Below are 14370 nucleotides of genomic sequence, written 5' to 3'. Positions count from 1 at the left end.
AGGCCGATGAACAGGGGTTATTTCAGAATGTAACTGTATCGACACGCTACTCGACGTAGTCCGGGTTCGGGAGTGAAAGTGCAGGGGCGGGACTGCGCATGAGCTCCGGGTCCAGGCGAATGCCGCTTTCTGCTTCGACTGCGGCCAGGCAGGCTGCGACGATGTCCACCGACGCGTCTGCCTCCTCGCTGTTGTAGCACCTGGTGAAAAGGTCGATGTAAGCACTCAACGGACCGAGGAGCTCGGTCCAGGGTGTGAAAGGTATGGAGGCCGGTTCGGGGCCTTCCAGATCGCCCACAGTTGCTCCGTAGCGGACGTGCATGCTGGTGTAGCCGTTGATGTCGAAGGCCACATGCCAGTGCCGGAAGCCTTCGCCGCCCAGCCGGTCGGTCACCTGCCGGCGCTCGGGTGTGGGAACATTCTCATCCAGAGTGACGATGCCGGCGCCGACCCGATGAAGAGAAATGCTGTCGTCAGTGTGCGGTAGCTCGTCCGGGCCTTGCAGGTCGGCGGCGGTGTATCCCATGCGACGCACGGCATCTTCGACGGTGAGGACGCCCGAGTCGGGGATCGTCACCGTGTATGCCATGTCCTCACCGAACTGATCGAGCGCGTCAGTGTAACGAGCGACGATTTCGTTCAACTCGACTCGCCAGCCTTTCTTCATGCAAAGAAGCGTTCCCCAGGATCGGTGTTCGGCCGCCGTTGATTCTGGTTCAGAGGCCGTTCGCCGATGGCATGGCCAGCAGGATGATGACGGCGAGTGAGCCGAGTGTCGCCAGAACGAGGCGCGTGGCGACCACCGTGCGGAACCAGGGAGGATACGCCACTACGGCGGCGTCTACCAGCGCCTTGGCGTCGAGGCCGCGTAGCTCCAGGTCGCCGGATTTCCTGGCTGACGCTTCGAGGAACCGCGTCGTGAACACCTCTCCCGGCATGATCAGGCACCCGAGCACGAAGACGACCGCCTGGAAGATCCACGACAGGATCCGGCCGGTGTCGATTCCGGACAGATTGAGCCAGGCGAGGGCGATGAGGCACAGCCCGATGGACATCGCGACGACGACGCTGGCGCGGCTCGCGCCGAAGTCGATCCGGTGGCGGGCCAGGAGCGCGGGCGGCAGTCCCTGTCTGGCGATCTCCGTCTCGGCCGCCGTCTGCGCGGCCGGGCCGTGGCGACGGCCGACGACGGGGATGAGGAAGAACGTTCCCGCGAGCAGAAGCTGCAGTATCGACGCGGACAGCACGGCGATCGGCATCACGAAGCACCCCCATCGAAGGACTTGCACAGTGTTCAAGTGGAAGCGTAAGCCCGTACTTGAACACTGTGCAAGTGCTGACTCGAACGCTGTGCAAGAGCGCCCTATCCTGGGCGGATGCCACGCGAAACGTTGACCCGCGAACAGATCGTCCGAGCGGCCGTCGAACTGCTGGACAGCAAGGGCATCGAGGGCCTGAGCATGCGCCGGCTCGGCAACCGCCTCAACTCCGCGGCGACGGCCGTCTACTGGCACGTCAAGAGCAAAGACGATCTCCTCGTGCTCGCCGCCGACGCGGTCTGGGCGGAGATCGAGCTGCCCGATCTGGACGAGGTCACCTGGCGGACGGCGGCCACGACCATGGCCACAGATCTGTACGCGATGATCGTCCGGCACCCCTGGCTCGTCCCCGCCATGAGCACCCATCTGCTGTACGGCCCCGGCAAGGCCCGCCATGACGACCACCTGCTCGCCGTCTACCAGGCGGCCGGCTTCACCGGACGGGACGCGGAGCAGGCGATGAAGACCGTCTTCACCTTCGTCCTGGGCACCGCCCTCGGCGTGGCATCCGAGGCAGCGTGGAAGGCGCGGCTGCGCCGTACCGGTGGCGACGAGACGGAGGAGGTGCGGAGCATGGTGGCGCGGGCGACCGAGATCGCGATGCGCTTTCCCCGGCTACGCGCTCACAGCGCGGACGACGAGCCCGCCCCGACGCCTGACCAGGATCTTGAGTTCGGCCTGCGAACGATTCTCAACGGTCTCCGAGCCGAACTCAGTGATCGCCAGTCGTAGCGAAGCTCGGGGCGGCACCTATCTCAGCACATGACCCATTTGGCGGACTTCGACCGCCGCTGCGGCGAGGTGAGCTGGAAGACGACCCTGTGTGCGGTGCCCAGGTCCATTTTGACCTGCTTCTTTGAGCCGAAGTAGTCGCTGCGGCCGTAGGAGGGGAGGCGTCTGGTGCCCTTCTTGAAGACCTTGCCGTCCACGATCCACCGGTAGGAGAACTTGGCTCCCGGCTTGGGTCCGTCCAGGCCGATGCCGAAGCTCACCGGGCCGTAGTAGCACGTGACCCCGTCCTGGTTGATCCTGGACGCGCCGGCGACGCGTACGTAGGCGAGGGAGAACGAGCCGGCCGCCTTGGTCTTGCTCGGCGCCTGGTGCGCAGCCACCGGCTGTGCCGTCGCAGGGGCGTTGCCGACGAGGACACCGGCTGCCACGGACGCGGCGACCGCGGTGGAGATGAGCGGGAACCGTGGCTTCCGGCGGGGGTGGGCGGCCGGGGCAGCTTCTGTGCGCGGGGTTTCTACGTTCGGCATGAGGAGAGCGGCTCCTGTGACGGTTGCAATGATCTGCCGCACGATAGCGGGATCTTGTCAGGTTCGCGCGTGACTTCACGCGAGGGCGTACGGCCTCGGCCCGGATGAGCGTGGTCACGGTCGCGGGCATCCTGTGGGCCCTGTACTGGGGACTCCTGCTTCCCTGGCCTCCGTGGTCGCGACCGCGATCCACTCGGGAACCGCGACAGAACCGCGAGGTCAGCCGATAGGGCCCGATCGCCGCGAGCGGCGCGCTACGACCTCGTGTCGCACCTTGTCACAGCGGGCGGCGCAGCCCGTCCAGCACCAGGGTGATGACATCGTCGGCCTCGGCCCGCCAGCCGGGCCGGTCGTGAGCCGCGCCGATGCCGTGCAGCGCCATCATCACGGCGCCGGCGCCCACGTCGTCGCGCACGGCGCCGTCTCGTACGGCGGCGGCCACCAGGTCGGTGACGGCCTGCTCCAGCGCCCGGCTGCCCTCGGCGAGGGTGCCCGAGTGATCGGCCATGAGCGTGGCCAGCGTCCTGGCCAGGCCCTGGTGGGCATCGATGTGGTCGACCATGTCGCGCAGGAAGGTCGCCAGCGCCTCCGCGGCGGGCAGTGCGGCCCGGAGCCGGCGGGCGCGGTCGCACAGCGCGGCGACCTCCCCGTGGTAGACCGCCTCGGCCAGTGACTCCCGGGTGGGGAAGTGGCGATAGAGCGTGCCGGTGCCCACCCCGGCCAGGCGGGCGACGTCGTCGAAGCGGATGTCGAAGAAGTCGCCCGCGTCGAAGAGCTCCCGTGCTTTGGCGATCAGGACCTCGCGGTTGCGCCGGGCGTCGGCCCGCAGCGGCTTGTCGGCGGTCATGCGCTCCCTCGCGTTGACAAATGGAGATGGTCTCCATATTTTTGAAAATGGAGATAGTCTCCAGATCGATCGTACCCCACGAGGTGCAGCGTGAAGATCCTGATGTTCGGCCGAGGTGTGATCGCCACCGTCTACGGCTGGGCCCTGGAGCAGGCGGGACATGAGGTCGAGTTCTACGTCCGGCCTGGCCGCGCGGCGACGTACGGAGACGCGGTGGACCTCGACCTGACCGACCTGCGGCGCCGGGTGTGGGGACGGCGCGTCGTCGAGAAGTGGCCGGTGCGCTACCGCGAGGAGCTGGAGCCGGAGCACGACTTCGACCTGATCGTGCTCAGCGTGCCGCACCACCGCCTCCCGGAGGCGACGGCCTTCCTGTCCCCGCGTGCCGGCCGGGCCACGGTGCTGGTCTTCGGCAACCTCTGGACCGAACCGTCGGCCGCGATCGGCGCACTCCCTATTGACCGGATCGCCTGGGGCTTTCCCCAGGCCGGTGGCGGGTTCGGCGCGGACGGCGTGCTCCGTGGGATGCTGCTGCCGTCGGTCGTCTTCGGCACTTTCGACCGGCCCCCGACCGATCGGGAGCGGACCGTGCGCCAGGCGTTTCGCGAGGCCGGGTTCAGGATCAAGGAGCGGCCCGACTTCCGCGGCTGGCTGTGGGTCCATTTCGCGGCGGACGCCGGCCTGTTCTCGCAGGGCGTGCGGCTGGGGTCCCTGTCCAAGCTGGCCGGGGCGACGGGCGACCTGCGCGAGGCGCTGCTGGCCGGCCGCGAGCTGCTGCCGCTCCTTGAGGCACGCGGCGTCGACCTGCGCCGTCACCGGGGTGGTGTGCTGCTGTTCCGGGCGCCCACCTGGCTGACGGCCCCCGTGATCGCCTGGCTGACCGCTCGTTTCGCCCCCGTACGCACGAGCTTCGCGGCGCACTCCGACCCCGAGGCCGCGGAGCCGCGCGAGGTCTGCCGGGACACCCTGGCGGAAGCACGACGGCTGGGCATCTCGGCGCCGCGACTGGAAGCGGCGGAACCGCACTTCGCCCGAGAGGCGACGGGCCGCGGGTGAATTGGCTGTCCAGGATCCCTCTATCGGAAGGAAGAGTGATGACCACCACCGAGAAGTACGAGTTCCCCATGGCCCGCACGTGCCCGTTCGCGCCGCCGCCCGCCTACGAGGAGATCCGCGAAGAAGATCCGGTCTCGCGGGTACGCCTGCCCGACGGCGGGTGGGCCTGGGCGGTCACCCGCCACGAAGACGTACGGACCGTGCTGAACGACCGGCGCTTCAGCGCCCATCGGCAACATCCGGACTTCCCGCAGCTGGTCAAGGGCGAGGCGGCGTCCCGGCGGCCGGACGCGGAGCGCTTCCTGATCGAGATGGACGCGCCCGAGCACGGGCCGGCGCGCAGGGCCGTGCTCGGCGAGTTCACGGTGCGCCGGTTGGAGGCGCTGCGGCCGCGGATCCAGGAGATCGTCGACGGGCAGATCGACGAGCTGCTGGCCGGCATGGGTGCCGAAGAACCCCCCGAGCGCGTACGGTTCCCCGTGCGACTGCCGCCAATGCCAGTTTTCTACCGGACCGTTCGGCATGAGCAGCAGTTCGGGCCCCTGCTCGCCGGCGCGCAACTCCAGCGAGTCGGACCGTCCTCGCCGTCGGCGTAGGTCTCCACCATGTGCCGGCGCACCGAACGCAGATGCGCGTCCCCGGTCGGCAGTCCAGCGCGCAACACCGGCCCGAGGTGCTCGCGGTGCGGCGGCTCCACGCCGTCCTGCCACTCCCAGCCCATTCCTGCCACCAACTCGCGCATGGCCGGCTCGGTCCACCCTTCGGTGCGGGCCTCCCGCAGCCGCCGCGCCAGCTCCGCCAGCGCCTCGTCATCGAGCCGCATCAGCACCTCCTCCAGGAAGTCTTGTCCGCGCGTAGCCGTAGCACTATCTCGTACGCCTACGACGATCGCGTTTCCTCGGAACGGTGCGAAGGCCCGAACGGCCGTCCGATGCAGGCGTGGGTCTTAAACGGCACCGCTTCCAAGCGGCCACATGTCGTGGTTCCCGCATTCCGCCGTGATCTCGGCCGTCGTCTGAGCCGCGGCGACGAAGTCCTCGACCACCGGCGAGGTGCGCGATGCCGCCACCGCGAGGCACACCTGTTCGGGCGCCAGATCCGGGATGGGCACGTAGCTGATGTCCGGACGTGAGTAGAACACGGTCTCAGAACGCCCCACGAACGAGATGCCCCGGCCGGCCGCGACGTGCTCGAGCTTCTCCTCCACCCCGCGCACCCGGAGTCCGGAGTCGGGGAGCGGGCGCCTGGTGGGCCGCGTGCTCGGGCCGGCATGCCAGATCAGCGGCTCGCCGGCCAGGTCGGCCTCGGTGACCTGCTCCTTGCCGGCCAGCCGGTGACCGGCGGGCAGCGCCACCATGAGCGGCTCGGTGTAGAGCGGAGTCAGGCGCAGGCCGGTCTCGTCGATGGGCAGCCGTACGTAGCCGACGTCGACGCGACCGTCCAGCAGCATCAGGGCCTGGTCGTCCCACTCCATCCGCTGCACGTCCACGACCACGTCCGGGTGCCGGGCCTCGAACACCCGCGCTGCCGGGATGACCGGGATGCCGGTGCGAAAGCCGACCACCAGCCGCCGGGCGCCGCGGGCGGCCACCGACACCCGGCGCCGGACCGCGTGCGCGGAGGCGAGCAGCGGGCCGGCGTCGTCCAGCAGTTGCCGGCCCGCGTCGGTCAGCGCCACGCCGTGGCTGTCCCTGGTGAACAGCGAGGAGCCGAGATCCTTTTCCAGCGCGCGGATCTGCCGGCTGAGCACCGGTTGCGCGATGTGCAGCTCATCGGCGGCGCGGCCGAAATGCAGCCTGTCGGCGACGGCGACGAAGTAGCGCAACTTGCGCAGGTCCAGATCCATGGAGCCTCCCGGTCCGGCGATGCCTCCAGGGTATCGCCACAGCTGGAAGAGGTCTTGGACACCCACTCGGGGCCAATGGCATCGTTGATCGGGCCCGAGTGATCTCGGTCCAAGAATTCGGAATCAGAATGAGCACGTCGGCGGTTCGGGTTTGTCGCGCGGCGCGATTTTCTGGTCTCGTGAAGACACCCATTATTTCACCGGAGTTGTTATGGGAAAACTTGATGGAAAAGTAGCGGTGATCACCGGCGGATCCACCGGCATGGCACTGGCCGGCGCCAAACTGTTCGTCGAGGAAGGAGCGTACGTCTTCATCCAGGCCCGGCGTCGGGAAGCACTGGACGACGCCGTCAGGCAGATCGGCCGCAACGTCACCGCCGTCCAGGGTGACGCCGCCGACTTGGACGACCTGGACCGCCTGTACGACACCGTCAAGCGGGAAAAGGGTTCGATCGACGTGCTGTGGGCCAGCGCAGGGATGGGCGAACCCGCCGTTCTCGGCGAGATCACCGAGGAACAGTTCCACCGCGCCTTCTCGCTCAACGCGCGCGGCACCCTGTTCACCGTGCAGAAGGCACTGCCGCTGATCAACGACAACGGCTCGATCCTCATGACCGGATCCAACGCCTCCCTCGGCGCCTTCCCCGGCTGGAGCCTCTACGCGGGCAGCAAGGCCGTCCAGCAGGCATGGGCCCGCGTCTGGCTGAACGAACTGCGTGACCGCAAGATCAGGGTCAACGTCCTGACCCCCGGCCAGGTCGCCACCACCAAACAGGAAGAACTGTTCGACGAGGCGACCAGGGCCGCATTCGAGTCCCTCATCCCCCGGGGCACGATGGGCCGTCCCGAAGAAATCGCCACCGTCGCCCTGTTCCTCGCCTCCGACGACTCCAGTTACGTCAACGGCCTGGAACTGATCGCCGACGGCGGCACCACCGCCATCTGAAGAAAGGAGCACATCCATGAGCAGCATCACCCTCATCGGTACGGGGAACATGGCCCGTACCATCGGCACGCTCGCGGTGGCGGGCGGCAACCTCGTCGAGGTCATGGGACGCGATCAGTCCAAGGCCGATGACCTGGCCAGGGCTCTTGGCGGCGGCGCGAGCGCGGGCAAGTGGGGCGCCGTCCCGGCCGGGGACATCGTCATCACGGCCCTGCTGCACGACGGAGTCGTTCCGGTCGTCACCGAGTACGGAGACGCCCTCGCGGGCAAGGTCATCGTCGACATCAGCAATCCCTTCAACGCCACGTTCGACGGACTGATTCACGGCGAGGAGACCTCGATCGCGCAGGAGGTCGCCAAGGTGGCCCCGGCCGGCGCCGGCGTGGTGAAGGCGTTCAACACCATATTCCGTAATGTCCTGGAGAACGGCCGGCCCGACGTCTTCATCGCCGGCGACAACGCACAGGCGAAGGCGGGCGTGGCGGCATTCATCGAGAGCCTCGGGCTGCGTCCGGTCGACGTCGGCGGCCTGAGAATGGCGCACTGGCTGGAAGGAATGGGCCTGGTCACGGTGAGCCTCGCCGGCAATGGGATCGGCCACTGGGACTTCGCTCTAGGCGTCAACGAGTTCACCGGCTGAGCCGCCGGCGAACAGGGTGGTGGATCACCGATTTGCTGAGGCCGGTTCGCCGAGGTCGCGGGTGATCCAGCCGGGGGTGTCGAAGCGCACGGGCAGGGTGCCCACCAGCGCTGACAAGTGGGCTTCCAGGGTTGTGAGCTCGGCGGCGCCGATCTTCTGGCCCCACTGCTCGCGCAGTTCGTCGAAGATGGCCTCGCCCTGGCGCATCACCTCGTAGCCGAGCGGGGTGACCTGGAGGCGTTTGCGGCGGGCGTCCTCGGGGTCGGTGTCGCGGGCCACGTAGCCGCGCTCCTGCAGCACCGCGATGGTCCTGGCGGCCGACTGCTTGGAGATCGACAGGCGGCGTCCCAGCTCTGAGGCATTGTCGGCGCCCGCGGCGATGGCCCGCATCGCGAAATCGTGAACGGGACGCACGTCCTCGAAACCCCGCCGCTCCAGCTCCTCGATCGCGGCGTCCACGAGCGTACGGAAACCTCCGAGCAGCAGCAGGGCGAGATCGGCGCCAGAACGAGACATGGACGAAGACTACGGCACCGCCTGGACAAAAGACAGTCAGGGTGTCTATATTTCGACACCCTGACTGTCGAATTGAGGAGAGTCCATGGCCGGAGCCACACTTCCGGGGGTCACCCACCACAGAGCCGAGGTCAACGGGACGACCCTGCACTACGTCGCCACGGGCACCGGCGGGCCCCCGATCCTGCTGGTGCACGGATTCCCGGAGACCTGGTGGACGTTCCACAGGCTCATCCCGCTGCTCGCCGTCCACCATCGCGTCTTCGCCGTCGACCTGCGCGGATTCGGCGACTCCGGCAACGGACCGGGCGCGTACGACAGCGCGACCGCGGCCGAGGACCTCCACCAGCTGATCGCCCACCTCGGCGCCGGCCCCGTCCACCTCACCGGGCAGGACATCAGCGGCGCGACCGTGTTCCGCCTGGCCGCCACCCATCCCGAGGACGTGCTCAGCCTCACCGGCATCGAGATGGGCCTGCCCGGCTTCGGCCTGGAAGCGCTGGCCGACGTCACCCGTGGCGGCGCCTGGCACATCGGAGTCCTCGCCGCGCCCGGGATCCCGGAGCTGTTGCTCACCGGCCGCGAACGCGAGTTCCTCGGACGGCACGCGTTCCCGTCCATGACCGCGACCCCGGACGCGTTCACCGAGACCGACATCGAGGAGTTCGCCCGCACCTATGCACGCCCCGACGGCTGGCGCGGCGCGATCGGCCTCTACCGCTCGATGCTGAGCGAGGGCGCCGAGATCCAGTCCCTCGCGCAACAGCCCGGGCTGAAGGCACCGGTGCTCGCGGTCGGCGCCGGCGGCGGCCCCTTCACGGCCGACACCATGTCGCGAGCCGCGTCGGCGGAGATCCGGTCCGTGCAACTCGACGGCGTGGGCCACTACGCGGCGATGGAGGCCCCAGAGGCGCTGGCCAAGGCGCTCCTCGAGTTCATCGGGAGCGTCGGGGCCGCCTGAGGGCGGAAGTCGGTACGGTCTCAGGAGGACGTGATCAATGGGTACGACGCGCGTTCAGGAAGATCGGTTCGCCGTGGTAGGTCAGCAGCAGAACTTGAGGTAGTTCTGCAGGTCGCCGAGGATGCGGGCGACGCTGTCGCGGTCACCTCGGTAGAGCACTTCCTTGCCGGCGCGGCGGGAGGTGACGATGCCGCCGCGCCGGAGCAGGGCGAGTTGCTGGGAGGCGGCGGACTGGCTGATGCCGGCGCGTTCGGCGACCTGGTTGACCGACAGCTCGGCTCCTCGGGCGAACAGCAGCATGATCTGCTGGCGGGTCTCGTTGGCCAGGGCCTTGAGGAAGTCCTGGGTGGCCTGCGGCAGTTGTGGCGCGCACGTGGCGCCTGCTGTTTCGTCCGTCGTCGCAGCCGTCATCGCAGCCGTCGTCGATGCCGCCGGCGCGGCTGGTGATGTCGTGGGCTCGGCCATGCCTGCTCCCTCCTGTCCACCGCAGCCTACCTCTCGTACCAATTTATTGACATATTATGAAATGACGGTACGTTCTGCGGCATGCCCAACGACAACGACCGCATCCTGATCGCCGGGGCCGGGCAGTCGGGCCTGGCCGCCGCGCACGCCGCCCTGGAGCAGGGGCTACGCCCCGTGCTGCTGGAGGCATCCGGCCGGGCGGCCGGATCCTGGCCGCGTTACTACGACAGCCTCGCCCTGTTCTCGCCCGCCCGCTACAGCGGCCTGCCCGGCATGCCCTTCGACGGCGACCCCGAGCGCTATCCGCGCCGCGACGAGGTCGTCGCCTACCTGGAACGCTACGCCGCCGCCCTGATCGAGCGCGGTGCCGAGTTGCGCACCGGCGCTCGCGTCGAAGTCGTCCAGCCCGGCACGAGCGGCTTCCTCGTGCGGCTGGCCGACGGGCAGGACCTGGCCGCCTTCGCCGTGGTCGCGGCCAGCGGCTCCTTCGGCCGCCCGCACCGGCCCGCCCTGCCCGGCCTGGACGCTTTCGCGCGCCCGGTGCTGCACGTCGCCGACTACCGCTCGCCGGCCTCGCTGCCCGGTGAGCACGTCATCGTGGTCGGGGCGGGCAACTCGGCGGTCCAGGTCGCGTACGAGCTGGCCGCCGAGCGTCGGGTGACCTTGGCCGGCCGGGCGCCGATCCGGTTCGTCGAGCAGCGTCCGCTGGGCCGGGACCTGCATTTCTGGTTCCGGGTGACCGGGTTCGACCGGCTCCCGCTGGCCCGTGCCGACGCTCCGCCCGCCTCGCCGGTGCTCGACGACGGCCGCTACCGCCGGGCCTTGCGCGAGCGCCGGTACGTGCGGCGGGCGATGTTCAGCCGGCTGGACGGCGATCAGGTCGTCTGGTCCGACGGCCGGCGCGAGCGCGTCGACGCGGTGCTGCTGGCCACCGGGTATCGGCCGGATCTGCCCTACCTCGCCGAGATGGGCGCGCTGGATGACGACGGGCGCCCGCGCCAGCGCCGTGGCCTGTCGCTCACCCATCCGGGCCTCGGCTACCTGGGCCTGGAGTGGCAGCGTACGCCCTCCTCCAACACCCTGCGCGGGGTCGGCGCCGACGCGCGCCGCGTCGTCGCCGCACTCGCCCGCCACCTGCGCGTAAGCAGTTCACCTTCCTGATTAGACGTCCTTCTAATTTGACATCCTTCTAAGTTGTCCGGCATCCTTCCGTCGAAGCTACTTAGACAGCCGTCGAAACAAGCGCCAGTCTGCGCGAAGACGAGGAGAAGCACCATGAGCGGATGCTGCGGTCCCACCGCCGTCGAACTTGAGCCCAGCCACCAAGCCGCACACCCCGGCGACCTGCCCGTCGTGGTCATCGGCGCCGGCCCGGTCGGCCTGGCCACGGCGGCTCACCTGACCGAACGGGGCCTCGGCTTCGTGGTGCTGGAGGCGGGCGAGCAGGCGGGCGCGTCGGTGGCCCAGTGGGGGCATGTGCGGGTGTTCAGCCCGTGGAAGTACGACATCGACGCCGCCGCCCGCCGCCTGCTGGAAGCCGACGGCTGGAGCGAGCCGGACCCCGAGTGGCTGCCCACCGGCGCCGAACTGATCGACGACTACCTGGCGCCGCTGGCCGAGCTGTTCGGCGACCGGGTCCGTACCGGAGCGAAGGTGAGCGCGATCAGCAGGCTCGGCTACGACCGGGTGCGCACCGCGGGCCGCGAGCGGGCGCCGTTCCTGATCCGCCTGGCCGATGGAAGCGAGCTGCACGCCCGCGCGGTCATCGACGCCTCCGGCAGCTACGCCACCCCGAACGTGCTCGGCGCCTCCGGCCTGCCCGCCCACGGCGAGGCCGGCGCGGCGGAGCTGGTCGACCACGCGCTGCCCGACGTCCTCGGCGCCGCCCGCGACCGCTACGCAGGCAAGCACGTCCTGGTCGTCGGCGCCGGTCACTCGGCCGCCACCACCCTGCTCGCCCTCGCCCAGCTGGAGGACACCCCGATCACCTGGGCGATCCGCGCCGGCAACGCCGCCCGCGCCTACGGCGGCGGCGCCGCGGACGCGCTACCCGCCCGCGGCGCGCTCGGCACCCGTCTGCACGCTCACGTCGAAAGCGGCCGCATCCGCCTGGTGACCGGCTTCTTCACCCACAGCATCGAACGCGACGGCGCGCAAGCGCGGGTGATCAGCCGCGACCCGTCCGGCCACGAGCAGACCATCGCCGCCGAGCGCATCGTGGCCGCCACCGGCTACCGGCCCGACCACGCCATCGCGAGCGAGCTGCGCCTCGACCTCGACCCCATCCTCGGCTCCACCCGAGCCCTCGCCCCGCTGATCGACCCGAACGCGCACTCCTGCGGCACCGTCCCGCCGCACGGCGCCGACGAACTCGCCCACCCCGAGCCCGGCTACTACGCCGTCGGCGTCAAGAGCTACGGCCGCGCCCCGACCTTCCTGCTGGCCACCGGCTACGAGCAGGCACGCTCCGTCGTCGCCGCCCTGGCCGGCGACTGGGAGGCCGCCCGGGACGTGCGACTCGATCTGCCCGAGACCGGCGTGTGCTCCTCCAACCTGGCCGAGGCCCAGGAACAGCGCGTGGGCCTGGCCACCGGGGTCAGCGGCGGCCTGCTGGCCACCCCGCTGCCACTGGCCACCGCCGGGGCGTCCCGGAGCGGCGGCTGCTGCGGCTGACCCACGCCCCGAGCACTCCTAGCCCCGCCGGCCCTGCAGGCGGGTGGTCGCCGTCACGCCCACCCGCCTGATCGCCGCGCCGCGCCGACCGGCTACCACCGCCTATCATTTAGATGAATGTCGAACCACCCGTCAGACCCGGAGGCTCCCGCATGACCGCCACCCTGCCCCTCGCGCCGAAGAGCAAGGCCGCGCAGGACGCGGTGTGCTGCGCGCCGATCGCCCGCCAGCCACTCGGCGAAGGCGAGGCGGCCGAGCTGGCCGTGCTGCTCAAGGCGGTGGCCGACCCGGTCCGGCTGCGGCTGCTTTCCATGATCGGCTCCCACGCCGGAGGGGAAGCCTGCGTGTGCGACCTGACCGACGCGTTCGACCTGACCGCGCCCACCATCAGCCACCACCTGAAAGTGCTGCGCACCGCCGGCCTGATCGGCAGTGAACGGCGCGGCACCTGGGTCTACTACTGGATCGTCCCCGAGCAGGTGGCCAGGCTGGGCGCGCTGTTCACGCCGCTGGCCGAGCCCGGCCGCCTTTGACACCCTCTGACCCCGACTGCCGGAAGAGACAGCCCGGCGCCCGCAACCAGGAGTGGACGCCTCAGGTGCTCAGGTGCCGATCACGCCGCTGCGTCGTTCGATCAGCAGTACGTCCCGCCACACGCCGTGGTGGCGGCCGAGCCGCTCGCGGGTGCCCACCACGCGGAAGCCGAGGGCCTGGTGCAGGGCCAGGCTGGCGGTGTTCTCGGGGAAGACGCCGGACTGGATCGTCCAGACGCCGGCGTCCTCACTCGCGGCGATGAACGCGCTCAGCAACGCGCGGCCGATGCCGTGGGCCTGACAGCCGGGGTGGACGTAGATGCTGTGCTCGACGACCCCGGCGTAGACGGGCCGGGACGACACCCGGGATGCGGCCACCCAGCCGGTCACCTGCCCGGTGCCGGTGTCGGCGGCCACGTAGCGCAGGTGCGGCAGCCGGGCGGCGGTGAAGCCGTCCCAGCTCGGCGCGACGGTCTCGAAGCTGGCCTGCCCGGTGTCCAGTCCCGCCTGATAGACGGCCAGCACCTGTTCGGCGTCCGATTCGCGCATCGGCCGGATCTCCAGGTCGTCCCCGGCGGCGGGCTTGACGGCCTGGACGATCGCCGAGCGCACCCCGTCACCGTGGTCGGCGGTCGGGGTGATCCGCACCCCGACGAACCCGGCCGCCGCCAGCAGCTCGCGGTAGGCGGCCACCGGCAGCGCCCCGGCCACGCAGCCGATGCGCTGCTCGGCCGCCTGACGCCGGTCCGGATCGGGCTCGCCGTCCACGACCACGTCGCTGACCCCGAACCGGCCGCCGGGTCGCAGCACCCGGAACGCCTCGGCCAGCACCGCCGCCTTGTCGTCGGACAGGTTGATCACACAGTTGGAGATGACCACGTCCACCTGGCGGTCCGGCAGCGGCACCCGTTCGATCGTGCCGTGCAGGAACGTGACGTTGCCCGCCCCGGCCTGTCGGGCGTTGCGGCGGGCCAGGGCCAGCATGTCGGGGCTGGCGTCCAGCCCGTACACGGTGCCGGACGGGCCGACGCGGCGCGCCGACAGCAGCACGTCGATCCCGCCGCCCGACCCCAGATCCAGCACCGTCTCCCCGTCGCGCAACTCGGCGACGGCCACCGGATTGCCGCACCCCAGGCTCGCCCGCACCGCCGCCGCGGGCAGCGCGCCGGTGTCGTCGTAACCGGCCGCGCCGAAACCACCCTGATCGAACTCACCTTCCGGGCAGTCGGCGACGTCCTGCCCGTCCAGCGCCGCCCGCGCCAGACGCGAGTAGCGCGCCACGACCTCGTCCTGTGCCATGGGAAAGCTC

17 protein-coding genes are annotated in these 14370 nt (G+C 70.1%); 9 read left to right on the top strand and 8 right to left on the bottom strand.

The features are described 5' to 3' along the window. Positions 1-46 precede the first annotated feature (46 nt). Together ABFX54_RS25215 and ABFX54_RS25210 are read right to left on the bottom strand one after the other, a co-directional pair. Complete coding sequence (locus ABFX54_RS25215; RefSeq protein WP_346108620.1) at positions 47-667, bottom strand: hypothetical protein; 621 nt, start codon at positions 665-667, stop codon at positions 47-49. 49 nt (positions 668-716) lie between these two features. Beyond that, positions 717-1259 carry a hypothetical protein gene (locus tag ABFX54_RS25210; RefSeq protein WP_346108619.1) on the bottom strand — a complete coding sequence of 181 codons (543 nt, stop codon included), beginning with the start codon at positions 1257-1259 and terminating at the stop codon, positions 717-719. Between the two features lie 117 nt (positions 1260-1376). On the opposite strand from ABFX54_RS25210, the gene ABFX54_RS25205 reads away from it, so the two are divergent. Then, positions 1377-2051, top strand: coding sequence for a TetR/AcrR family transcriptional regulator (locus ABFX54_RS25205; protein WP_346108617.1), 675 nt, complete (start codon positions 1377-1379; stop codon positions 2049-2051). 23 nt (positions 2052-2074) lie between these two features. Here the strand turns inward: ABFX54_RS25205 and ABFX54_RS25200 are convergent, their stop codons facing one another. Both ABFX54_RS25200 and ABFX54_RS25195 read right to left on the bottom strand, forming a co-directional pair. Continuing rightward, positions 2075-2578, bottom strand: a complete 504-nt coding sequence (locus ABFX54_RS25200) for a hypothetical protein (protein WP_346108615.1) — start codon at positions 2576-2578, stop codon at positions 2075-2077. 277 nt (positions 2579-2855) lie between these two features. Further along, complete coding sequence (locus ABFX54_RS25195) at positions 2856-3425, bottom strand: TetR/AcrR family transcriptional regulator (protein ID WP_346108614.1); 570 nt, start codon at positions 3423-3425, stop codon at positions 2856-2858. 90 nt (positions 3426-3515) lie between these two features. Between ABFX54_RS25195 and ABFX54_RS25190 the strand changes: the two genes are divergently transcribed. Together ABFX54_RS25190 and ABFX54_RS25185 are read left to right on the top strand one after the other, a co-directional pair. Next, a complete protein-coding gene (locus ABFX54_RS25190; RefSeq protein WP_346108612.1) occupies positions 3516-4481 on the top strand; it encodes a ketopantoate reductase family protein in 966 nt (321 codons plus the stop codon). A gap of 38 nt (positions 4482-4519) precedes the next feature. After that, positions 4520-5077, top strand: coding sequence for a cytochrome P450 family protein (locus ABFX54_RS25185; protein WP_346108610.1), 558 nt, complete (start codon positions 4520-4522; stop codon positions 5075-5077). Positions 5078-5427: 350 nt separating this feature from the next. Here ABFX54_RS25185 and ABFX54_RS25180 read toward each other — a convergent pair whose 3' ends face one another. Then, complete coding sequence (locus ABFX54_RS25180) at positions 5428-6327, bottom strand: LysR family transcriptional regulator (protein WP_346108609.1); 900 nt, start codon at positions 6325-6327, stop codon at positions 5428-5430. Positions 6328-6478: 151 nt separating this feature from the next. On the opposite strand from ABFX54_RS25180, the gene ABFX54_RS25175 reads away from it, so the two are divergent. Continuing rightward, positions 6479-7273, top strand: a complete 795-nt coding sequence (locus ABFX54_RS25175; protein ID WP_346108607.1) for an SDR family NAD(P)-dependent oxidoreductase — start codon at positions 6479-6481, stop codon at positions 7271-7273. A gap of 16 nt (positions 7274-7289) precedes the next feature. Further along, positions 7290-7913: an NADPH-dependent F420 reductase gene (locus ABFX54_RS25170; protein ID WP_346108605.1), complete on the top strand. Its 624-nt coding sequence runs from the start codon at positions 7290-7292 to the stop codon at positions 7911-7913. Between the two features lie 24 nt (positions 7914-7937). Here the strand turns inward: ABFX54_RS25170 and ABFX54_RS25165 are convergent, their stop codons facing one another. Continuing rightward, positions 7938-8429 carry a MarR family winged helix-turn-helix transcriptional regulator gene (locus tag ABFX54_RS25165; protein WP_346108603.1) on the bottom strand — a complete coding sequence of 164 codons (492 nt, stop codon included), beginning with the start codon at positions 8427-8429 and terminating at the stop codon, positions 7938-7940. A gap of 85 nt (positions 8430-8514) precedes the next feature. Between ABFX54_RS25165 and ABFX54_RS25160 the strand changes: the two genes are divergently transcribed. Next, positions 8515-9390 carry an alpha/beta fold hydrolase gene (locus ABFX54_RS25160; RefSeq protein ID WP_346108601.1) on the top strand — a complete coding sequence of 292 codons (876 nt, stop codon included), beginning with the start codon at positions 8515-8517 and terminating at the stop codon, positions 9388-9390. Positions 9391-9471: 81 nt separating this feature from the next. On the opposite strand, the gene ABFX54_RS25155 is transcribed toward ABFX54_RS25160, so the two are convergent. Further along, positions 9472-9801 (bottom strand): ArsR/SmtB family transcription factor, encoded by a 330-nt coding sequence (locus ABFX54_RS25155; RefSeq protein WP_346108599.1) that lies wholly within the window; start codon positions 9799-9801, stop codon positions 9472-9474. 135 nt (positions 9802-9936) lie between these two features. Here ABFX54_RS25155 and ABFX54_RS25150 point away from each other — a divergent pair, with 135 nt between their 5' ends. The 3 genes from ABFX54_RS25150 to ABFX54_RS25140 all read left to right on the top strand — a co-directional run bounded on the left by ABFX54_RS25150 (position 9937) and on the right by ABFX54_RS25140 (position 13061). Next, complete coding sequence (locus ABFX54_RS25150) at positions 9937-11016, top strand: flavin-containing monooxygenase (RefSeq protein WP_346108597.1); 1080 nt, start codon at positions 9937-9939, stop codon at positions 11014-11016. Between the two features lie 114 nt (positions 11017-11130). Continuing rightward, positions 11131-12528, top strand: a complete 1398-nt coding sequence (locus tag ABFX54_RS25145; RefSeq protein ID WP_346108596.1) for an FAD-dependent oxidoreductase — start codon at positions 11131-11133, stop codon at positions 12526-12528. A 152-nt stretch (positions 12529-12680) separates the two neighbouring features. Then, positions 12681-13061, top strand: coding sequence for a metalloregulator ArsR/SmtB family transcription factor (locus ABFX54_RS25140; RefSeq protein ID WP_346108594.1), 381 nt, complete (start codon positions 12681-12683; stop codon positions 13059-13061). A 69-nt stretch (positions 13062-13130) separates the two neighbouring features. Here the strand turns inward: ABFX54_RS25140 and ABFX54_RS25135 are convergent, their stop codons facing one another. Next, positions 13131-14360: a GNAT family N-acetyltransferase gene (locus ABFX54_RS25135; protein ID WP_346108593.1), complete on the bottom strand. Its 1230-nt coding sequence runs from the start codon at positions 14358-14360 to the stop codon at positions 13131-13133. Positions 14361-14370 lie beyond the last annotated feature (10 nt).

Source organism: Nonomuraea maheshkhaliensis (assembly GCF_039529435.1).
Lineage (GTDB): Bacteria > Actinomycetota > Actinomycetes > Streptosporangiales > Streptosporangiaceae > Nonomuraea > Nonomuraea maheshkhaliensis.
The sequence above is the reverse complement of the archived record's forward strand: the minus strand, read 5'-3'. Positions and strand labels throughout refer to the sequence as shown.